General features: G+C 42.2%; 19 protein-coding genes and 1 other RNA gene. 13 read left to right on the top strand and 7 right to left on the bottom strand.

Features of this window, described 5'->3' with window-relative positions:
- The first annotated feature begins 20 nt into the window (after positions 1 to 20).
- The 8 genes from thiC to H8B17_RS15115 all read left to right on the top strand — a co-directional run bounded on the left by thiC (position 21) and on the right by H8B17_RS15115 (position 7,544).
- Positions 21 to 1,835, top strand: a complete 1,815-nt coding sequence (gene thiC, locus H8B17_RS15150; RefSeq protein ID WP_190310066.1) for a phosphomethylpyrimidine synthase ThiC — start codon at positions 21 to 23, stop codon at positions 1,833 to 1,835.
- Positions 1,832 to 2,419, top strand: coding sequence for a thiamine phosphate synthase (locus H8B17_RS15145; protein WP_190310065.1), 588 nt, complete (start codon positions 1,832 to 1,834; stop codon positions 2,417 to 2,419). Before thiC ends, H8B17_RS15145 begins: the two co-directional genes overlap by 4 nt.
- On the top strand, positions 2,412 to 3,155 hold the full coding sequence (locus tag H8B17_RS15140) for a hydroxymethylpyrimidine/phosphomethylpyrimidine kinase (RefSeq protein ID WP_190310064.1): 744 nt from the start codon (positions 2,412 to 2,414) through the stop codon (positions 3,153 to 3,155). The genes H8B17_RS15145 and H8B17_RS15140 overlap by 8 nt, the downstream gene beginning before the upstream one ends.
- Entirely contained in the window at positions 3,145 to 3,777 is a 633-nt protein-coding gene (gene thiE / locus H8B17_RS15135) for a thiamine phosphate synthase (protein ID WP_190310063.1), read from the top strand. Before H8B17_RS15140 ends, thiE begins: the two co-directional genes overlap by 11 nt.
- Entirely contained in the window at positions 3,759 to 4,529 is a 771-nt protein-coding gene (locus H8B17_RS15130; protein ID WP_190310062.1) for a thiazole synthase, read from the top strand. The genes thiE and H8B17_RS15130 overlap by 19 nt, the downstream gene beginning before the upstream one ends.
- 11 nt (positions 4,530 to 4,540) lie before the next feature.
- Positions 4,541 to 5,650 carry a 2-iminoacetate synthase ThiH gene (gene thiH / locus H8B17_RS15125; protein WP_190310061.1) on the top strand — a complete coding sequence of 370 codons (1,110 nt, stop codon included), beginning with the start codon at positions 4,541 to 4,543 and terminating at the stop codon, positions 5,648 to 5,650.
- A 10-nt stretch (positions 5,651 to 5,660) separates the two neighbouring features.
- Positions 5,661 to 6,374 carry a HesA/MoeB/ThiF family protein gene (locus H8B17_RS15120; RefSeq protein WP_223816599.1) on the top strand — a complete coding sequence of 238 codons (714 nt, stop codon included), beginning with the start codon at positions 5,661 to 5,663 and terminating at the stop codon, positions 6,372 to 6,374.
- Between the two features lie 81 nt (positions 6,375 to 6,455).
- Positions 6,456 to 7,544, top strand: coding sequence for an MBL fold metallo-hydrolase (locus tag H8B17_RS15115; protein WP_190310060.1), 1,089 nt, complete (start codon positions 6,456 to 6,458; stop codon positions 7,542 to 7,544).
- Between the two features lie 62 nt (positions 7,545 to 7,606).
- On the opposite strand, the gene H8B17_RS15110 is transcribed toward H8B17_RS15115, so the two are convergent.
- On the bottom strand, positions 7,607 to 7,822 hold the full coding sequence (locus H8B17_RS15110) for a hypothetical protein (protein ID WP_190310059.1): 216 nt from the start codon (positions 7,820 to 7,822) through the stop codon (positions 7,607 to 7,609).
- Between the two features lie 88 nt (positions 7,823 to 7,910).
- Between H8B17_RS15110 and H8B17_RS15105 the strand changes: the two genes are divergently transcribed.
- Together H8B17_RS15105 and ssrA are read left to right on the top strand one after the other, a co-directional pair.
- Positions 7,911 to 8,594, top strand: coding sequence for a hypothetical protein (locus tag H8B17_RS15105; RefSeq protein ID WP_190310058.1), 684 nt, complete (start codon positions 7,911 to 7,913; stop codon positions 8,592 to 8,594).
- 130 nt (positions 8,595 to 8,724) lie between these two features.
- Positions 8,725 to 9,092: a transfer-messenger RNA gene (gene ssrA / locus H8B17_RS15100) on the top strand.
- Positions 9,093 to 9,607: 515 nt separating this feature from the next.
- On the opposite strand, the gene H8B17_RS15095 is transcribed toward ssrA, so the two are convergent.
- The 6 genes from H8B17_RS15095 to H8B17_RS15070 all read right to left on the bottom strand — a co-directional run bounded on the left by H8B17_RS15095 (position 9,608) and on the right by H8B17_RS15070 (position 16,041).
- Positions 9,608 to 10,189 (bottom strand): YceI family protein, encoded by a 582-nt coding sequence (locus tag H8B17_RS15095; protein WP_190310057.1) that lies wholly within the window; start codon positions 10,187 to 10,189, stop codon positions 9,608 to 9,610.
- Positions 10,190 to 10,266: 77 nt separating this feature from the next.
- Positions 10,267 to 11,568, bottom strand: a complete 1,302-nt coding sequence (locus tag H8B17_RS15090) for an NAD(P)/FAD-dependent oxidoreductase (protein ID WP_190310056.1) — start codon at positions 11,566 to 11,568, stop codon at positions 10,267 to 10,269.
- Between the two features lie 114 nt (positions 11,569 to 11,682).
- Entirely contained in the window at positions 11,683 to 12,966 is a 1,284-nt protein-coding gene (gene hisD, locus H8B17_RS15085) for a histidinol dehydrogenase (protein ID WP_190310055.1), read from the bottom strand.
- Positions 12,966 to 13,817 (bottom strand): ATP phosphoribosyltransferase, encoded by an 852-nt coding sequence (gene hisG / locus H8B17_RS15080; protein WP_190310054.1) that lies wholly within the window; start codon positions 13,815 to 13,817, stop codon positions 12,966 to 12,968. The genes hisD and hisG overlap by 1 nt, the downstream gene beginning before the upstream one ends.
- 202 nt (positions 13,818 to 14,019) lie before the next feature.
- Positions 14,020 to 14,859 carry a prephenate dehydrogenase gene (locus H8B17_RS15075; RefSeq protein WP_190310053.1) on the bottom strand — a complete coding sequence of 280 codons (840 nt, stop codon included), beginning with the start codon at positions 14,857 to 14,859 and terminating at the stop codon, positions 14,020 to 14,022.
- 27 nt (positions 14,860 to 14,886) lie between these two features.
- A complete protein-coding gene (locus H8B17_RS15070; protein WP_190310052.1) occupies positions 14,887 to 16,041 on the bottom strand; it encodes a pyridoxal phosphate-dependent aminotransferase in 1,155 nt (384 codons plus the stop codon).
- A 162-nt stretch (positions 16,042 to 16,203) separates the two neighbouring features.
- Between H8B17_RS15070 and H8B17_RS15065 the strand changes: the two genes are divergently transcribed.
- The 3 genes from H8B17_RS15065 (at position 16,204) to H8B17_RS15055 (ending at position 20,271) form a co-directional block, all read left to right on the top strand.
- A complete protein-coding gene (locus tag H8B17_RS15065; protein WP_190310051.1) occupies positions 16,204 to 18,036 on the top strand; it encodes an ABC transporter ATP-binding protein in 1,833 nt (610 codons plus the stop codon).
- A gap of 413 nt (positions 18,037 to 18,449) precedes the next feature.
- Positions 18,450 to 19,643 carry a radical SAM protein gene (locus H8B17_RS15060; protein ID WP_190310050.1) on the top strand — a complete coding sequence of 398 codons (1,194 nt, stop codon included), beginning with the start codon at positions 18,450 to 18,452 and terminating at the stop codon, positions 19,641 to 19,643.
- A gap of 10 nt (positions 19,644 to 19,653) precedes the next feature.
- On the top strand, positions 19,654 to 20,271 hold the full coding sequence (locus H8B17_RS15055; RefSeq protein ID WP_190310049.1) for a histidine phosphatase family protein: 618 nt from the start codon (positions 19,654 to 19,656) through the stop codon (positions 20,269 to 20,271).
- Positions 20,272 to 20,294: the final 23 nt, after the last annotated feature.

Raw genomic sequence — 20,294 nt, 5'->3', positions numbered from 1 at the left:
ATCTATCAAATCAACATAGTATGATTAAGCAAATAATTACACAGAAACCGTTCCCGAATTCCAAAAAAGTGTACGTTGAGGGACAACTCTTTCCAATCAAGGTTGCGATGCGCGAGATCGAGCAACACCCGACGAAATTAAGTTCAGGAGAGATCGAAATAAATCCGCCGATTACCCTATATGATACTTCGGGGCCATATACAGATGAACGTGTGGAAATCGATGTTCGTAAAGGTCTTTCGAGGATCCGTGAGCAATGGATATTGGACAGGGGAGATGTGCAGGTTCTGGACAATATTAGTTCGGAATATGGAAAAGTGAGACTAGCCGACCAAAGCCTGGACGACTTACGTTTTGAATATAGCCATAAACCGAAGATTGCTAAGGTAGGAAGTAATGTGACGCAACTGCATTATGCTAGAAAAGGGATTATTACACCTGAAATGGAATATATCGCTATTCGTGAAAACCAACGTATAGAACAATTAGAAAAGGCAAGTACAGCGATGCGTCAGCAACATAACGGTCATAGTTTTGGTGCTCGTACGCCAAAACAAAAAATCACACCGGAGTTTGTACGCGATGAAGTTGCCGCGGGCAGGGCCATTATTCCTAATAATATTAATCACCCTGAAAGTGAACCGATGATCATTGGTCGTAATTTTCTGGTGAAGATAAATGCAAATATTGGTAATAGTGCGGTGTCGTCTAGTATTGAAGAGGAGGTGGAAAAAGCTGTGTGGGCCTGTCGGTGGGGAGCGGATACCATTATGGACTTATCTACAGGAAAGAATATTCATGAAACCAGGGAATGGATTATCCGTAATTCGCCGGTACCAATTGGCACGGTGCCGATTTATCAAGCGTTAGAGAAAGTAAATGGTATTGCGGAGGATTTAAGTTGGGAAATCTTTAAAGATACGCTGATAGAACAGGCGGAACAGGGCGTGTCTTATTTCACTATTCATGCCGGCGTACTGCTAAGATACATCCATCTGACGGCCGACCGCGTGACCGGCATTGTGTCTCGTGGGGGATCTATTATGGCAAAATGGTGCCTGTTCCATCATAAGGAGAGTTTTTTGTATACTCATTTTGAGGAAATTTGCGAAATTATGAAACGCTATGACGTGGCGTTTTCGCTGGGCGATGGCTTACGTCCGGGCTCCATCGCGGATGCCAACGATGCGGCACAATTTGCGGAGCTCGAGACCTTGGGCGAACTGACTAAAATTGCTTGGAAACATGACGTACAAGTGATGATCGAGGGACCAGGACACGTGCCTATGCATATGATTAAAGAAAATATGGAGAAGCAGTTGGCCGAATGTGATGAAGCGCCTTTCTACACGTTGGGACCATTGACAACGGATATCGCTCCGGGATACGATCACATCACATCGGCCATCGGGGCTGCCATGATTGGCTGGTATGGCTGTGCAATGTTATGTTATGTGACACCAAAAGAACATCTGGGGCTGCCTAATAAAAAGGATGTGAAAGATGGTGTCATTACTTATAAGCTGGCGGCCCACGCGGCTGATTTGGCAAAAGGGCATCCGGGAGCGCAGTATCGAGATAACGCCTTGAGCAAAGCGAGATTTGAGTTCCGCTGGGAAGACCAGTTCAACCTATCATTGGATCCTGACACCGCGCGTGAATTTCATGATGAAACACTGCCGGCAGATGCTGCTAAAGTTGCTCATTTCTGCTCGATGTGCGGGCCAAAATTCTGTTCGATGAAAATCACACAGGAGATAAGGGATGTAGCGAAACTTGGAATGGCAGAAAAATCTAAAGAATTTATAGAACAAGGTAAAGAAATTTACCTATGATCATACTGCTATCTCCGGAGCAACTTGTTGCACATGAATCCGTGGTGGTAAATGGCCTTTTCGAAAAAGGCCTATCCCTCTTCCATATCCGCAAACAGCAGTTTACGGATATGGAGATGGTGGCGTATGTTGGTAATATAGATGGTGGTTATAGGAAGCAACTGGTATTACATTCGCATTTTCATTTAGCAAACGAACTTGGGATTGAGCGCCTACATGTTCGGGAGGAAGACAGGAAACAGAATAAGCAACATGCATTTATGGATGGATTTACGTTGTCAACTTCTGTTCACGCTATAACCACTTTCAATAGCTTGGACGCGGTATGGAAGTATGCCTTTTTATCACCTGTTTTTCCCAGCATTTCGAAAAAAGGATATGGCATAACCCATACGGTTTTGGAGGATCTACGCCGGCGGAACAATCCACATGTGCGACTAGTGGGATTAGGAGGTGTAAATGAACAGAACTGCCGACAGGTTTTTGATGCCGGTGCAGATGATATAGCCGTATTGGGTGCTGTATGGAACAATACAAGACCTATACAGGCTTTTAACAGTATGTACAAGACGATTAATGGATAAGCAAAAAGAGAAACCCATCGTATTAAGTATTGCCGGTTTTGATCCTTGCGGAGGCGCGGGTGTCTTAGCCGATATAAAGACTTTCGAACAACTTCATGTGCGCGGAATGGCTGTGCTTACGGCAAATACGGTGCAGACGGAAGACACATTTTCTACGATCATTTGGGCAGACATCGATGTGGTTCAAAAAGGTATCAAAGAACTGATGCAACGTTATATGATCTCCGTTGTGAAGATAGGCATTGTAAGAGATACGACATTTTTAGCCGCTATTTTGACATCGGTGTATGCGTGTAACCCAGAGGTTTTTGTTATCTGGGATCCCGTTCTCAAAAGCTCATCGGGCTTCACATTTTTTAAAGCAGATGAGATGGAATTACTCAAAGGGATCATTCATAAAATTGATCTCCTTACACCCAATTTTGAGGAGTACCAAATTTTAGAACAGTTGTTGAAAGACTATTTTCCAAATGCACTCCTTATTAAAGGTGGACATCGGAAAGACCAGAAGGGGGTGGACTGTTTAATACAGATGGGGCGCGCTACGGATTTTCATCCGCAAGTGGACAGGATTTATCCAAAGCACGGCTCCGGTTGTGTGTTTTCCTCGGCTATTGCTGCTCACATCGCATGTGGCAGCGGGCTCGAAGAGGCTTGTCGTCAAGCTAAAACTTATATAGAACAATTTTTAAACAGCCATCCCTCCTTATTGGGATTTCATTATCATGCGGAGTAAACTACAATATATATCACAAGGTGCGACAGACGCGGACCAATATGACCATATCCGCCGGGCGTTGGACTATGGTGCTGATTGGATTCAGCTTCGTTGGAAAAATGTAACCGATAGACAGCGCCTTAGGCTTGCAGAAAGGGTAAAACAGCAATGTGAGAAGTATCAAGCTATTTGTATTATTAATGATAGCATTGCCATTGCCAAAGAGGTCGATGCGGATGGTGTGCATCTTGGTTTGGACGACGAAAAGATCGAAAAAGCAAGGAGGACATTAGGGCAAGGCAAAATTATCGGTGGTACCGCAAATACGATTGCGGATGTCATACAAAGGATTGACGAAGGTTGTGATTATATTGGTTTAGGGCCCTACCGCATAACAGATACGAAGGAGAAATTGAGTCCAGTTTTAGGTATAGAAGGTTACAGGAAGATCCTCCTCCATCTAAATGAACATCGTATCGTTATTCCGGCGATCTATGCCATTGGAGGAGTTGGACTGGATGATATCCCCCTATTGCTTGAGGAAGGACTTTATGGTGTCGCGGTTTCTAAAACGATCACCGATACCCCCGCGATTATTTCGGAATTTAAAAAATTATTATCATGCGCGAACTTATCATAGCAGACAAAATATTTAAATCCAGACTTTTTTTGGGAACAGGAAAATTTGGCAAGTTAGAAGAAATGACGGAAGCGATCCGTAGCTCTGAATCGGAATTAGTAACAATGGCTTTGAAACGGGTGGATTTACAATCAAATTCGGATGATTTGCTACAGGCATTGCACATTCCTGGTGTTAATCTCCTGCCAAATACATCCGGTGCGAGAAATGCGGAAGAAGCTGTCCTAGCAGCACAATTGGCCAGAGAAGCTTTAGAAACCAACTGGGTGAAACTGGAAATTCACCCTGATCCCCGGTATCTACTGCCTGATCCAATAGAGACGCTCCGGGCTACAGAACTATTGGCAAAAGATGGTTTTGTGGTGATGCCTTATATTCACGCCGATCCTGTATTGTGCAAACGATTGGAAGAGGCGGGTACAGCTGTCGTGATGCCATTGGGTGCTCCTATTGGCAGTAACAAAGGCTTGTTAACCTTGGATTTTTTGGGAATTATCATTGAACAGAGCAATGTTCCTGTCATCGTCGACGCAGGTATCGGCGCACCGTCGGATGCGGCAAAAGCAATGGAAATAGGGGCGGACGCGGTTCTGGTCAATACCGCCATTGCGGTTGCAAATGATCCGACTGCGATGGCTGTTGCATTTAAAGAAGCGGTCGTTGCTGGACGAAGGGCTTATGAAGCGGGTTTGGCAAGCTCCAGTTCGACTGCGGTAGCGTCAAGTCCTCTGACGGACTTTTTATTGGATTAAATTACGAAAACATGAAATCATTCGAGAATACCTTTCTTCATTATAATTGGCATTCGGTTCAGGATCGGATCTATGGTGTTAGCGAGGCTGATGTAAAGCGGAGTCTCTATAAGACTAAAAAGACGATAGATGATTTTTTGGTGCTGTTATCACCTGCTGCGAGCGATTTGTTGGAAGAGATGGCCAAGCTTACACAGCAGCTTACCCAAAAGAGATTTGGAAAAACCATACAGCTGTATGCACCTTTATACCTGAGTAATGAATGTCAGAATATCTGTACGTATTGCGGCTTTAGCATGGATAACCAAATCAAGCGCAGAACATTGAGCGCTATGGAGATTATGCAAGAGGCTGCTGTGCTGAAAGCCATGGGAGTAAATCATGTCCTTTTAGTTAGTGGCGAAGCCAATAAAACAGTGGGTATAGATTATTTTCTCAAAGCGATAAAGCTATTACGTCCTCATTTTGCAAATATCTCCATCGAAGTACAACCCTTATCGTTAGAAGAATACGAAGCGGTACACCAGGCTGGTGTGCACGCTGTGCTGGTATATCAGGAAACTTACCATGAAGAGGTATATAAGCGTTATCATCCGAAAGGTAAAAAATCAAACTTTGCATTCCGTATGGATACACCCGATAGGATAGGGCAGGCGGGGTTGCATAAAATAGGTCTGGGTGTTTTATTGGGTTTAGAAGATTGGCGGGTAGATAGTTTCTTCAATGCGCTGCATATCGATTACCTACAGAAAACGTATTGGCAGACGAAATATTCTGTTTCTTTTCCGCGTTTGCGCCCGGCAGAAGGTATTATAGAACCCAACTTTATCATGGAAGATCGGGAGTTGTTACAGCTGATCTGTGCCTATAGGATCTGGAACGCAGATTTAGAGATTTCCATTTCGACCCGGGAGAATGAAAAATTCCGAAATCATATCATTTCACTGGGTGCTACGACAATGAGTGCGGCATCGAAAACCAATCCAGGAGGATATGTGGTGGATCCGCAATCTTTGGAACAGTTCGAAACGAGCGACGAGCGTAGTATGGAGGAAGTGCGAAAGGTTATTTATCAGGCAGGATACGAACCCGTTATGAAGGATTGGGATACGTATTGGTAAAACGACAAAAATGATGCAAGCGAACGATGTGTTTAAGCGTTACAGCAGACAGATATTTATTGAGGAGATAGGCGTAGAGGGGCAACGGGATATCGGCAATGCCAAAGTGCTTGTGGTCGGAGCAGGTGGACTGGGTAGCCCGGTTATTCAGTATTTAGCTGCGGCTGGTGTGGGTACGTTGGCCGTAGTTGATTTTGATGATGTGGAAATACATAACCTCAACAGGCAGGTGATTCATCGCGAAAGTACGGTTGGGCAACCCAAGACGGAGAGCGCTGCTGATTTTATAAGAGATTTTAATAGCCACATTACCTTCATTCCGATCTGTCAAAAAATAGACAGAGAAAATGTCCAAGATTTAATCCGTGATTATGATATCGTGGTGGACGGTTCCGATAATTTTACGACGCGTTATATCGTTAACGACGCCTGTGTAGTGTTAAATAAACCATTGGTTTACGGGAGTATTTTTGCTTTTGAAGGACAAGTTACGGTTTTTAATTTTAGAGGTAGCAAAAATCTCCGCGATCTGTTTCCAGAGGCTCCTAATCCCGAAGACGTGCCTAATTGTGATCGTCATGGTGTATTAGGCCCACTGCCGGGCATTGTGGGTACAATGATGGCCATGCAGGTACTTAAAATGATTACGGGCTTACCCATAGTAATCAACCAGCTTACTATTGTCGATACATTAAACTGGAAATTTATGACAATTACATTTTAATATTTGCGGATTTTGACTTTTAGATGAGACATATTCCCGCTAATTTTGACTGCATCAATGAAAAAAGTTTTAATTCGAAGTATGCAGATAATACTTGTCCTCATCATACTGATCGTTATCGGTGGACTTATATACTTACGACATGATCGCTTCGGTGCAGATGCTACCGGGGATCGTCTTGCGCTGATGGAAAGCAAGCCCAATTATAAAAATGGTGCGTTTGATAACCTAGAACATACACCAGCTTTGGCGGAGGGTACTACCTACATGGATATGTTTAGGGGCTTTTTTCTGGCAAAAAAGGTGCGGAATATCCCTCAGGATTCCATCCCTGTCGTCAAAAGTGACTTACACACGCTTCCTGTAGACAGTAATGTTTACGTTTGGTTCGGGCATTCCTCGTATTTTATCCAATTGGATGGAAAGAAAATTTTAGTAGACCCTGTATTTAGCAAATACGCGACACCGGTACGTGTCAGCGTGCGTGCTTTTAATAGCACGTATGAATACACTGTTCAGGACATGCCTGAAATAGATATACTTTTTATTACGCATGATCATTGGGATCACCTAGATTATAATACATTCATCAAACTTAAACATAAAGTTAAACATATCGTCACAGGGCTTGGCGTAGGAGCACATCTAGAAAAATGGGGATACCCTGCTGACCAGATTACGGAATTGTATTGGGGCGATAGTGTGAAACTTGATGGTATGCAAATTACTTCTACTACAGCAAGACACTTTTCGGGACGCACTTTTAAACGGAATACGACGCTTTGGTCGTCATTCGTTTTGGAGGGGTCTAAAAAATTGTTTTTGGGAGGTGATAGTGGATATGGTAAGCACTTTAAAGAAATTGGACAACAATATGGCCCCTTTGATTTCGTGATTCTAGAAAACGGGCAGTATAACGAGATGTGGCATTACATACACATGATGCCTGAAGAAGTTATTAAAGCTGCACAGGATTTGCAAGCAACACAGCTTATACCTGTTCATTCTGGAAAATTTCCGTTAGCGAACCACCCATGGGATGAACCGCTGATTAGGGTTACCCAAGCCGCTCAGGAAAACCATGTTGAGCTCATTACCCCTCAGATAGGCCAGTTGGTATTTATGGACCGCATTGCACCAAATACAGCTTGGTGGAAAGGATTGCGGTAATTGCTTCGATGGTATCACTAATAGGAATAGCCACAGCATAAATCGTGGCTATTCCGTAAAATTTATTTCTTCTTTTTCTTTCCTTTTGTCGCTTTCTTTTCTTTTTTATCTAATACGTCTTCAATCAATTTTTTTAGTTTCTTTTTGATTCCTGCCAGTGGCTTTTCAACTTTTGCCTTTGTTTTCTTGTCTGCCGTTTTTTTAGATTTTGGTTTGGTCTTTTTATTATCTTTTTTCTTTTCCTTTTTATCGTTTTCCTTCTTTTTACCGGGCTTCATTTGCTCTTTTACTTCACTTTTATAAGAGGCCTCTTTTATCGTTTTTTTGGCGTCAGACGATTTTGCTTCTTTTTCTTTATTTTTTTTAGTGGATGAAGTCTTAGAACCCTTTTTTATCTCTTTAGTTGCACTATCGTTTTTTGGCGCTGCAGTTTTTGTTGTAGAAGCTACTTTTGGTTTGCTAGCGGTAGCTGGCTTAGTAGGCGCCGTCTTGCTTACTCCAGTAGCTGTAGGCTTCGCTGTGCTATCGTTTTTTGGCGCTGCAGTTTTCGTTGCAGAAGCTACTTTTGGTTTGCTAGCAGTAACAGGCTTAGCAGGTGCCGTCTTGCTTGCTGATGTAGGCGTAGGTTTCGCTGTGCTATTGGTTTTTGGTGCTGCGGTTTTCGTTGGAGAAGCTGCTTTTGTTTTGTTAGCAGCGGTAGTCTTGGTTGTAGGCGTTTTGGCAGCTGGGGTCTTGCTCGGTGTAGGAGAGGCGGCGGCTGTGTTACTATTCGTTTTTGGTGTTGTCGTCTTCGCTGCCGAAGCTATTTTTGTTTTGTTAGCAGAACTAGGTTTGGCTGCAGCTGACTTAACCGGTGCAGCACTCTTATCTGAAGTAGATTTAGTCGTCGTTGCCTTTGGCTTGGCTGGCGGCGTCTTGACTGCTGCGGAAGAAACGGCCTTCGTTGTACTAGTTTTTGTCGCAGTGGCTGTTTTCGGTTTTGCTGTGGTGGCAGGTTTTGTCGATACTGCTGTCTTTGAGGGCGTTTCTTTTGGCGCCGCCTTCTCTTGATTTTGGTTTTTTTCTGTCGTCATGGGATAAATTGTTTGCTTTCTTTAACCTAAATAATCTGTTTTTGTTTAAATATAACCAAAACAAATAATTTTTTGTAAATTTGTAAGCTATAAAGTAGCATAATCATGGGGTCGACCGGAATTGACAGGATAGCGATGGTTATGTAAGCATGCAGTGCATTGTTAGTCTAGCACTTTAATCTGAACTTTCAACTTTATAACTGGCGAAGAAAACTACGCCTTAGCTGCTTAAGTTAGACTTAACATAGCTATTTGTCCCGTTAGGTCCTGTTCTTTGGTCTAACATCAGGGGCATCGAACTATAGAACTGGCAGGTGTGATGTTGCTAAGCACTTGTGAGACACAGTAACTACGGAGAACAGTATAGGTAAGTTTTTCACCTTCTCTCTCCTGACAACCAAAGAGAAACTAAGCATGTAGAAAGCGTAAATCATACTATGTTTGGACGAGGGTTCGAATCCCTCCGACTCCACAAAAAAGACATCCTAACAAGGATGTTTTTTTGTTAGTAGGGATGAGGACCCGATAAGAGGGTTCGAAATATATTCGCTGCTGCCCTGAGTGCGGGGCTGTGGGACGCAAGCAATCCCTCCGACTCCACAAAACAAAAGCTCAACGGAAGTTGGGCTTTTGTTTTTTAATTATTTGCAAGATTTATATCCAAAACTACATCTAGTTTTGGGTGTTTTTATTACTTTTTACTCTATCTGCTTCGCCCCTCCTTTATACCTGCTTCGCCCATTTACCGTGTTTCTTACGAGAGTTTACCGTGTAATTACCGAGGTAAACACGGTAATTACACGTTGGTTACACGGTAAATTTCCGGTAAATGGGCGAACAGTGTCCGAATAGATGGCGAAGGATCTCCGAATCGGAAATGAACCGGAAAGCACGCTCCCGCCGGCGTATCTTCGGGTAGTAATTTATTTTTGTTTAAATGAAAAAAAGCTCAACTATTGTTGAGCTTCCATTCGTTATTAACACGTATTTTTAGTCTTTTTTATGACCAAATTCACCATCCGCTTTGATCTGTACTTCGTCACTGATCATTGGTGCAGGAAAGCCGGCACCTAAGCCAAAATCAGAGCGTTTGATTTGTCCCGTAATTTGGATACCTGCTACAGGAGCACCGTCAGCATTGGGGTTTTTCGTAGTTCCGCGATGTTTCAATGTTAAGCTAACCGGTTTTGTTACACCCAATAGGGTTAGATTCCCTTGCAAATTATAGGTGTCTTTTCCTGCTTTTTTGATAGAGGTGCTTTTAAATGTCATTGTGGGGTGCTTTTCAACATCAAAGAAGTCGGCACTTTTTAAATGGTTATCCCTAGGTTTTACTCGCGTGTCGATTGAATTTGTCTGTACTGTTAATTGGATACGGGCATCACTAAAATCTTCTTTAGCCGAAACGATGGAAACATCATATGCGTTAAAATGACCAGGAACGTCAGCTATGCCTAAGTGCGTAACGGTAAATCCTAGTTTAGAATGATACGGGTCTGCTGTCCAAGTTGTTTGAGCAAACAATCCTATTGAAACAAATAGGAAAGAAAAAAATAACATTAACTTTTTCATAATATTTTCTATTTTTTTGATAAGACAAAGTTACTATAAGTTGTTTTCTCGTCCGTTGATGTATGTTAAGAAATCAATTAACCGTGTATATTCGTTCTTACTTCATTATTATCTCGTTTGCGTTCGCTCCGTACAATTAAACGAAGGCCTGAGTTTGCGGAATAGAAAGACCATACCCAGTTGCCTAACAACTTCCATCTGTTCCGGAAACCCGCAATAGGGAAAAGGTGGATAAGCAGCCAAGTAAGCCAAGCAAAAAAACCGGTAAAGGAAAATTTCGGTAAATCAGCCACGGCATGATACCGGGCGATAATAGCCATACTTCCCTTGTCGACGTATGAAAAGCCTTTTAATTTCCGCCCTTGATCTTTAGCTGTAATATTCTTTGCTAATAATGTACCTTGTTGAATCGCTACCTGTGCAAGTTGGGGATGACCGTTGGGGGATTTGGAATCGGTATCCTGAAAACAGGTGTCCCCAATAGCAAAAATGTTGTCATAACCCTGCACAGCATTGAACTGATCCACCAAAACCCGACGTCCTCTTCCAAACTTTTCAGTAGGAAGACCTGGTAATTCCCGAGCAATGACACCGGAAGTCCAAATTAAGGTTTTGGTTTTTATTTCAGCACCGTTAGCTAAAATCACCGTATCATCTACATAGTCTTTAACTGCAGTATTCAAGGTAATGTCTACGCCGAGCTTTTCTAAAACTTCCTGTGCTTCTTTTTGAGCAGTGGCACTCATGGGCCCCAATAAGGCTGGTCCTGCATCTACCAGATGGATAGTTGGTTTTAATCCCGCCAATTCTGGGTATTCTTTTTTAACAATACGCTCACTCAGCTCTGCAATCATACCTGATACCTCCACGCCAGAAGGTCCGCCACCGGCAACAACGATATTTATGTATGCTTCACGGTCCGGGTCATCCTTTCGTTGGATGTAGTCTTCCAAATTAAGTAACAACTTATTACGAATTGCCAAAGCGTCCGTGATATTCTTCATCGGAAAAGCTTTCTTCTTGACATTTTCCATCCCAAAGAAGTTGGTTTCTGTTCCGGTGGCTAATATGAGGTAATCATATGTGATATCGCCCGTGTCTGTTTCGATAAGGCTACTTTCCGGACGAATACTCAATAGCTTTCCGAGATGGAAAGAGAAGTTTCGGTATTTTTTAAACATTTTACGGAAAGGCATACTGATATTCGACGCCTCAATAAAAGCCGTAGCTGCTTGGTAAATTAATGGTGGGAAAAAATTATAATTATTGATATCCACTAAGGTCACTCTGTAGTCTGGATTTTTTCCTAAAGATTTGATGAAATTTATACCAGCAAATCCGCCACCTACAACGACAATGTGTTTTTTATTATCTGCCATAATAAGCTGTTCGTTTGTTTAAGTATTTACCTAACAGAGATAGAACAAAGCTTTCTTCTCTTTTGTTTGGTAATGTCCCAGCAAAGATAGGAAAACCGATAGCAATTGAGCGCGCTATTTTCGGATACTTATAGCATTCTTATGCGCATGTAATCCTTCCAGTTCTGCCAAAGTTTCTACGACAGATCCGATATGCGTCAACCCTTCTTGGGAGATATGCTGAAAAGTAATTTTCTTGACAAAAGAATCTACCGAAACGCCCGAATAAGAACGAGCGTAGCCTGATGTAGGCAGCGTGTGGTTTGTTCCTGATGCGTAATCACCGGCACTTTCAGGGGTAAGATGCCCTAAAAAAACCGAACCTGCATTGATAATGCTTGGAAGTAATTTTTTCCATTCATCCGTTTCTAAGATCAAATGTTCGGGAGCATACCGATTGGAAAAATCGAGCGCCTCCTGCAAGCTATTTACCTCAACGGCAAACGAATTTTGAAGCGCCATGTTTGCTATTTCTGCGCGGGGTAACACGTCTAGTTGTTTCTGAAGCTCGTCGTTGACCCGCTGGATCATATCTGCTGATGTAGCGACCAGAACAGCTTGGCTATCGGGTCCGTGTTCTGCTTGAGCCAGTAAGTCTGCGGCAACGAATGCAGGTTGAGCGGTGTGATCGGCCACGACCAGAACTTCCGAGGGGCCGGCGGGCATATCGATGCTGACGTTTGTCATGCTCTGGACCATACTTTTTGCTTTGGTGACAAACTGATTCCCTGGACCAAATATCTTATCCACTTTGGGGAGGCTTTCGCTGCCATACGCCATCGCAGCAACGGCTTGTGCTCCACCTACGAGGTATATCTTCTCTATTTTTAAAAGTTGCAGACAATAGGCGACAAATCCGTTTATCTTTCCCGTTTGTTGTGGGGGTGAACACACCACGATTTCTTTACATCCTGCGATACGAGCCGGAACGCCGAGCATCAGCAAAGTACTAGGCAAAACTGCTGATCCACCGGGAATATACAAGCCTACTTTTTCAATGGGTCGTACCTCTCGCCAGCATTCTACACCAGGCATCGTTTCAACGACCCGCTCCCTGCGGAGTTGGCTGCTGTGAAATTTATGAATGTTTTGAAAGGCTATCTCCAATGCACGCTGTTGGTCGCGTGTGATGGTTTTTGCCAAGGCTTCAATATCTTCTTTTCCTAAATAAAGCGTTTCGAGGTCTACTTTGTCGAACTTTAAAGTAAGTTCGCGGAGCGATTGATCGCCACGGTGGCGAACATCTTCAATTATTTGTGATACAGCATCTTGAATGGCATGCGTAGCATCGGTGTTGCGTGCTATTAGCTGTTCGATATCCGATGCGGTTAAGCTGTTAAATGAATACTGTTTTAACATTATAATATTATTTTTTCGATGGGCATGACAACAATACCTTGTGCGCCTGCTGCTTTCAGTTTATTGATTTTATCCCAAAAATCATCTTCGGGAATAACCGTGTGAACGGCAACCCAACCTTCTTCTGCAAGAGGTACTACTGTTGGGCTTTTTACACCTGGTAGAAGAGCGGTTATTTGCGGTAGATTGTTTTTTTCCACGTTTAATACAACGTATTTCGTTTCTTTCGCACGTAATACAGATTGTACTCGCTGTAATAGCTCGCATAGAATAGGATTCTCCGCCAATCCCTCGCGACCGATAAGAATAGCCTCCGAACGGCGCACATCTGCAAATGGTTTAAGTCCGTTGCTTTTTAATGTGCCTCCTGTTGAAACAATATCGCAAATGGCGTCACTTAAACCTAAACCGGGTGCGATTTCTACGGATCCCGAAATTTGTTGTATTTCGGCTGATAGATTGTGCTCTGCTAAAAATTCCTGCAGGATGTTGGGGTAGGTGGTCGCTATCGCTTTACCTTGTAGATCTTGAAGATCTTTTATATCGGAGTCTTTGGGAATGCCAATTTTTAAAGTACAGCGACCAAAACCAAGCCGTTGTAAATAGATGACTTTTTCTTGCGACTCATCGATAACGTTTTCTCCTACGATACCTAAATCGGCAATACCTTGGGCCACGTAGCCGGGAATATCATCGTCCCGTAGAAACAGTATTTCCAGATTGAAATTATTAACTGTGGTAATAAGGGAACTTTTATAGTTTTCAAAATCAAGGCCACAGTTTTTAAGCAACTGAACTGATTTTTCATTTAACCTACCCGATTTTTGGATAGCGATTTTAAGATTTTTCAAAATGTGGGGTTTTTAATGTTTACTATTATTAATAAAAGAAAGATAACTCGGGGTCTTTGCTTCACGTAGAAACACATTGTATTACATATCGCCAAAATGGCGATGATGAAAATGCATGTGATGTGTAAACAAATAAGTCATTTTTACTAATAATGCAACAAAAGTATACTATTGTTGTGTGCTTTGCAAATTTATAGTGAAATTACCTGATGATACGTTTAATTTTGTTCGATTTCTTGATTAGCTTATGTAACCCTTCATAATCTTCTTTATCTAATTTCGTGTATAGATTCTGCAGTTGTTTGATATGCTCTTCCAATACTTCCAACACGTTACCGCGATTCTGTTTAAAGATAGGGGTCCACATGTCTGGAGAAGATTTAGCGAGACGGACGGTCGATTCAAATCCCGAACCAGCCAACTCGAATATACGTCCCTGTGATTTTTCTTTTTCCAAAACAGTTAGCGCGAGGGCAAAGGAAGTAAGATGGGAGATATGTGACACATAAGCTGTATGCATATCGTGTTCCTCAGCGGTCATGAACGTTGTTTTCATTTCCAGTTGTTCCGTCAGGGAATCGGCCAGCTCAAAAGCATCTTCATCCGTTTTGAATGCTTCCACATACACCATTACTTTATCTTTATATAAATTGGAAATGGCAGCTTCAGGTCCTGAATATTCTGTACCAGCCATCGGATGGGCAGCGATATATCGCCCTCGATTTGGATGATCTGCTATCAAACGTAAGATGTTTGATTTTGTAGATCCCATGTCAATGACGACCTGATTGGTCACCTTGTCCAAAATGCTTGGTAGTAAATGCATGATTGCATCTACAGGTACAGTTAAGATAATAATCCGGCTGGACGTAATCGCGTCATCCAACGATTGAATTTCGTCAACGAGTCCCAGATGCAAAGCTTTTTTTGCATTGGCTTCGTTTTTTTCTACACCAATTATCTTGTTGCCAAATTGGGCTTCTTTCAGGCGGATACCGATAGACCCCCCAATTAATCCGACGCCGACAATAGTTATGTTCATCTTTTAAAATAAGTCGTGTTCTTCTTTTTATTCCTTGATTCTTTCAATTGCTTGATCCAGTACTTCCTCTTTGGCACAGAGGCTAATACGGATATACTGTTCGCCTGCGGTACCGAATATTCCGCCAGGTGTAATGAATACATGTGCTCGATGCAGAATATCATCGCTTAATGCATACCCGTCCGTGTATTTGTTGGGAACCTTTGCCCAGACAAAAAGCCCGACCTGCGCACGGTCATAGTCACATTCCAATATATCCATGATGTGGAATACTTTTTCCCGTCTTTTCGCATATACGGCATTTAGTTCGGAATACCAGGATGAATCTAGTCGAAGTGCCGCTGCCGCAGCCAATTGCAGTGGTAGGAACATGCCTGAATCCATATTGCTTTTAAAACGCAAAATTTCGTTTACCCGGTCTTCGTTTGCTATCAACATACCAATACGCCACCCTGCCATATTAGATGATTTGCTCAATGAGTTGAGTTCAATAGCCACTTCTTTCGCATCAGGCAGCGTCATTAGGCTGAGGGGTTCCTCATTTAATATAAAACTATAAGGATTATCGTGGCAAATCATTATATTGTGTTTCTTTCCGAAAGCTACAACCTGTTCAAACAATTCCATTGTTGCAGGTGTGCCTGTGGGCATGTGCGGATAGTTAATCCACATCATTTTCACGTCGTTTAAATCGCTGTTTTCCAGCGCTTCAAAATCGGGATGCCAGTTGTTCTCGGCTTTTAATTCATATGAAATAGCAGTTGCACCACTTACGCGTACGGCACTTGTATAAGCGGGGTAGCCGGGATTGGGTATCAATACCTTGTCACCTTCTTGTAAATAGGTCATGCAGATATGCACGATACCTTCTTTAGATCCGATGAGAGGAAGAATTTCTGTTTGAGGATTTAAATGTACATTATAATAGTGGGTATACCAATCTGCCATAGCTTCTCGAAGAACGGTCGCTCCTCGATAACTTTGATAACCGTGTGTATTGTTTTTACTAGCTTCTTCATTTAAAACACGCAGTACATCTGGATGTGGTGGCAAATCGGGACTCCCGATCCCTAAGTTAATCACCTGTGCCCCGCGCTTATTCATCTCTTCGATCTCCCGCAACTTCTTAGAGAAGTAATATTCCTCGGTATGTTGGAGTCTATGGGCAACTTCTATGTGCATATTAATAATTTTGTATTTTAGCGCCTAAATTACAGATTTAATGCAATAAAGAATGGTATTTAATAGGAAAATATCAAAAGAGTGCAACAATAGGACGCTCTTGGTGTTTTTAGATTAGGTAAAACGCTTTAGTTTGTTACTTTTGTAGTCTTAATATAGTACATGAAGACATACTTTAGACTATTATCTTTTGCAAAGCCTATCGGGAAATATGCCATTCCCTATATTATCTGTACCATTATTACGGTAGTTTTCGGTACGCTTAATCTTGCCCTGTTAGCCCCTTTATTGCAGGTATTGTTCAAAGGGACCGGTGATGTGGAAGTGAATGTTACAGATTCGCTTACCAAGCCGGAGGGATATAATATGGGGGATTGGTTTATGTATCTGGCAGATAAATTATATTATGATATTGGTCCATACGAAGCTTTAAAATACGTCTGCATTGTTATTGTTGCATCGGTTTTCATCAGTAATCTATTTCGTTACTTGTCGCAACGGGTAATGGAAAATTTGCGTATACATACGCTTTTAAATTTACGGAAAGCGGTTTTTAATAATGTAATGGATCTCCATTTAGGATATTTTACCAATAGCAGAAAAGGGGATGTGATCTCCAAAATTGCGTCAGATGTACAAGTGGTGCAGTTTTCCGTTACGTCGACTTTACAGGTGGCATTTAAAGAACCATTACAGTTGATTGCGTATGTAATCGTACTTTTTGCACTTTCTACCAAGTTGACCTTATTTTCGCTCGCCGTAATTCCGGTCTCGGCATTTCTAATCTCGTTAATCGTAAAAAAATTGCGCGAACAAGCTCGGGAGGGACAACAGTCGTATGCGAATATGATTTCGTATCTGGACGAAGCGCTTTCCGGGGTTAAGATTATCAAAGCTTTTAATGCTATTTCGTTTGTGAAAGACCGATTCAATGGGGAAAGTGAGCGTTATTCGAAGATACTGCGGCGGATGGTGCGTCGGCAACAAATGAGTTCGCCTGTTTCCGAGTTACTCGGTGTGGTCATGGTTGCGATTATCTTGCTATATGGGGGGAACTTAGTTTTGGCTGGAGAAGGTGAACTTGCAGCGTCTGAATTTATCACCTACATCGCTATTTTTTCGCAGGTGATGCGCCCGGCGAAAGCCTTGACAGATGCGTTCTCTAGTATTCATAATGGTATCGCTGCGGGAGAACGTGTGCTGGAACTTATCGACGAACGCAGTTTAGTAACGGATAAGCCAAATGCGAAGCCTGTACAGGATTTTAATCATGCGATAGAATTTAAAGATGTGAATTTTGCATATGGTGAGAAGCAGGTACTTCAGGATATCAATATCGCCGTTCTCAAGGGAAAGACTGTGGCCTTGGTCGGCCCCTCGGGAGGAGGAAAGTCAACTCTTGTTGATTTGATTCCGAGATTTATGGACGTGACTGGAGGTGCAATTTTACTAGATGGCGTCGATGTACGTGAACTTCAACAGGAATCGTTGAGGAAACTGATCGGTACGGTTAATCAGGAAACCGTGTTGTTTAATGATACCATATTTAATAACATTGCTTTTGCTCAACCAAACGCAACAATGGAAGAAGTGGAGCGCGCAGCACGTATCGCTAACGCGCACGAATTTATCTTGAAAACAGAACATGGATATGATACCAATATCGGCGATCGCGGTGCCAAATTATCAGGCGGGCAGCGGCAACGTATATGTATTGCCCGTGCAGTGTTGCGAAATCCACCGATCATGTTGCTGGATGAAGCAACCTCGGCTTTGGATACAGAATCAGAAAAGTTGGTGCAAGATTCCCTCTATAAATTGATGGAGAATCGAACCACCGTGGTTATTGCCCATCGTTTAAGTACGATTCAAAGTGCAGATCAAATTGTGGTGATTGAAAATGGCCAAGTTGTAGAGCAAGGTAACCATTACGATTTGATAGAGAAAGGTGGTTTATATAAGCGATTGATTGATATGCAGCAGTTTATTGATTAGTCTTCTTCTTCATTTTTTTCTTGATAAAAAAACGAAGCAAAAAAATCAAGACTGAGCATGTTTTCGCTATCTTTATTTGTCTATTCCTAAACAGAATGGAACTCGCTATTGCTCAAACAACATTCTGTTTTTAACGGAATAGCCTGCATAAAGATGAACGCGAAAAAACGCAAGGTCGTTTTACACCGGGGACGTAATCTATTATTGATCGCATCTCTTTCGCTCTGAAGAGGTGCCAATGAGATGGAATAATATAATTGTATTATCCCTAATTAACATTAAAGGTCGCATCCGGATGTTTGAGGTTTGTAGAAACGCATCTTTAGTACTATCCACTATCTCAAATATCCGAAGCGACGATTTTTTCGTTCTTTTTTCTAAAAAAAGAACATAAATTTGTTTAGGAGACTGAAATGAACGCAACGGAGAAACTTAATTTTTTAATTCAAGACAAAAGTCTAGACACCGGATTAAAACAGATTGCCCAAAAAGTTCTGCAAGGAGAACGGGTGAGTTTTGAAGATGGGGTTGTACTTTATGAACGCGGAGAGTTGGGCTACCTAGGTGTGTTAGCAAACTATATCCGGGAAAAAAGACATGGCGATTATACTTATTTCAATAGAAATTTTCATATCGAACCGACCAATGTCTGTGTGTACGATTGTAAGTTCTGTGCTTATTCCCGTTTGATCAAGGAAAGAGATCAAGGATGGGAAATGGACGTTGCAGGTATGATGGACATTATCAGGAAGTATGATGATGAGCCTGTAACGGAGGTGCACATTACGGGGGGGGTTGTACCCAAACAGAACCTGGATTTCTATGCTGACTTTTTTAAGCAGTGTAAATCGCATCGTCCTGATTTACATATAAAAGGACTTACTCCGGTAGAGTATTACTATATATTCAAAAAAGCAAAAATGAGCCATTATGATGGCTTGAAATATCTGCAGGAGTGTGGACTTGACTCCATGCCAGGGGGTGGGGCAGAGATCTTTCATCCGGAAGTCCGCGAAAAAATAGCGGGTGATAAGTGTACTGCCGAGCAATGGTTAGATATTCACGAACAAGCGCACACCTTGGGGATGCGTACCAATGCGACGATGTTGTATGGACATGTCGAAGCATTTTGGCACCGTGTAGATCACATGGAGCGATTAAGGCAATTACAGGATAATACAGGAGGGTTTCAGGCATTTATACCTTTGAAATTCCGTAATCAAGGGCATCAGATGTCTCACGTTCCAGAGGTATCTGTTGTGGAGGATCTACGAAATTATGCCATCGCCAGGATCTATATGGATAATTTCGATCATATCAAAGCTTATTGGGCAATGATTTCCAGAGATACGGCGCAACTTTCTTTGGCGTTTGGTGTAGACGATATAGATGGCACATTAGACGATACGACGAAGATATACTCGATGGCAGGGGCAGAAGAACAGCATCCTGCAATGAGCACACGCCAACTCGTCGAGCTGATCAAGCAGGTAGATAGACATCCTATTGAACGCGATACACTCTATAAAGTAGTGACGGATTACAACGATATCGTGTTTGACGACGCGAACAAGCCAAATTATTATTCATTACCCGTTATAAAATAAACGTTAGACATTGAGAAAGACATTTTATTTTATCCGACACGGACAAACAGATTTAAATTTAAGAGGGATTGTTCAGGGGAGAGGCATAGATTCCCCGCTTAATAAAACGGGACATAAACAAGCACAGGCTTTTTATGAAGCTTTTGGTCAGGTATCCTTTGATAAGATATATACATCCACGCTGTTGCGTACCAAGCAGACGGTACGCCCCTTTTTGGATTTAGGTATACCGAGTGAAGAACTAAGCGGTCTTGACGAAATTTCTTGGGGCATATACGAAGGGAAGGAGCAGAATGAAACGATTATAACAGGTTTTGAGGATATCGTCAGTTCTTGGAGAAATGGTAACCTAGATTTGGGTGTTGAGCAGGGAGAGTCTCCAAATCAATTGGTGGCTCGTCAACAACAAGCCATATCTTACATGTTACAACAAAAAGACGAAGATACCATATTGGTGTGCATGCACGGTAGGGCAATGCGTATCATGCTTTGTCATTTGACGGGAGTACCGGTATGTCTTATGGATGATTTTCCGCATACCAATACAGCACTTTATGTATTGGAGTATAATGATGATGGTTTTAAGATCGTTGACCATTATAATATAAAACATTTAGAAAATATATAAGGAAACCGAGAGACAAATAATGC

The organism is Sphingobacterium arenae (genome assembly GCF_014692505.1).
Classification (GTDB): domain Bacteria; phylum Bacteroidota; class Bacteroidia; order Sphingobacteriales; family Sphingobacteriaceae; genus Sphingobacterium; species Sphingobacterium arenae.
This window is presented reverse-complemented; position numbering and strand designations above follow the sequence as displayed.

Coding starts and splice junctions, on each gene's coding strand:
- thiC (WP_190310066.1), top strand. CDS start 21: ATGATTAAGCAAATAATTACACAGAAACCGTTCCCGAATTCCAAAAAA.
- H8B17_RS15145 (WP_190310065.1), top strand. CDS start 1,832: ATGATCATACTGCTATCTCCGGAGCAACTTGTTGCACATGAATCCGTG.
- H8B17_RS15140 (WP_190310064.1), top strand. CDS start 2,412: ATGGATAAGCAAAAAGAGAAACCCATCGTATTAAGTATTGCCGGTTTT.
- thiE (WP_190310063.1), top strand. CDS start 3,145: ATGCGGAGTAAACTACAATATATATCACAAGGTGCGACAGACGCGGAC.
- H8B17_RS15130 (WP_190310062.1), top strand. CDS start 3,759: ATGCGCGAACTTATCATAGCAGACAAAATATTTAAATCCAGACTTTTT.
- thiH (WP_190310061.1), top strand. CDS start 4,541: ATGAAATCATTCGAGAATACCTTTCTTCATTATAATTGGCATTCGGTT.
- H8B17_RS15120 (WP_223816599.1), top strand. CDS start 5,661: ATGATGCAAGCGAACGATGTGTTTAAGCGTTACAGCAGACAGATATTT.
- H8B17_RS15115 (WP_190310060.1), top strand. CDS start 6,456: ATGCAGATAATACTTGTCCTCATCATACTGATCGTTATCGGTGGACTT.
- H8B17_RS15110 (WP_190310059.1), bottom strand. CDS start 7,822: ATGAAGCCCGGTAAAAAGAAGGAAAACGATAAAAAGGAAAAGAAAAAA.
- H8B17_RS15095 (WP_190310057.1), bottom strand. CDS start 10,189: ATGAAAAAGTTAATGTTATTTTTTTCTTTCCTATTTGTTTCAATAGGA.
- H8B17_RS15090 (WP_190310056.1), bottom strand. CDS start 11,568: ATGGCAGATAATAAAAAACACATTGTCGTTGTAGGTGGCGGATTTGCT.
- hisD (WP_190310055.1), bottom strand. CDS start 12,966: ATGTTAAAACAGTATTCATTTAACAGCTTAACCGCATCGGATATCGAA.
- H8B17_RS15075 (WP_190310053.1), bottom strand. CDS start 14,859: ATGAACATAACTATTGTCGGCGTCGGATTAATTGGGGGGTCTATCGGT.
- H8B17_RS15070 (WP_190310052.1), bottom strand. CDS start 16,041: ATGCACATAGAAGTTGCCCATAGACTCCAACATACCGAGGAATATTAC.
- H8B17_RS15065 (WP_190310051.1), top strand. CDS start 16,204: ATGAAGACATACTTTAGACTATTATCTTTTGCAAAGCCTATCGGGAAA.
- H8B17_RS15060 (WP_190310050.1), top strand. CDS start 18,450: ATGAACGCAACGGAGAAACTTAATTTTTTAATTCAAGACAAAAGTCTA.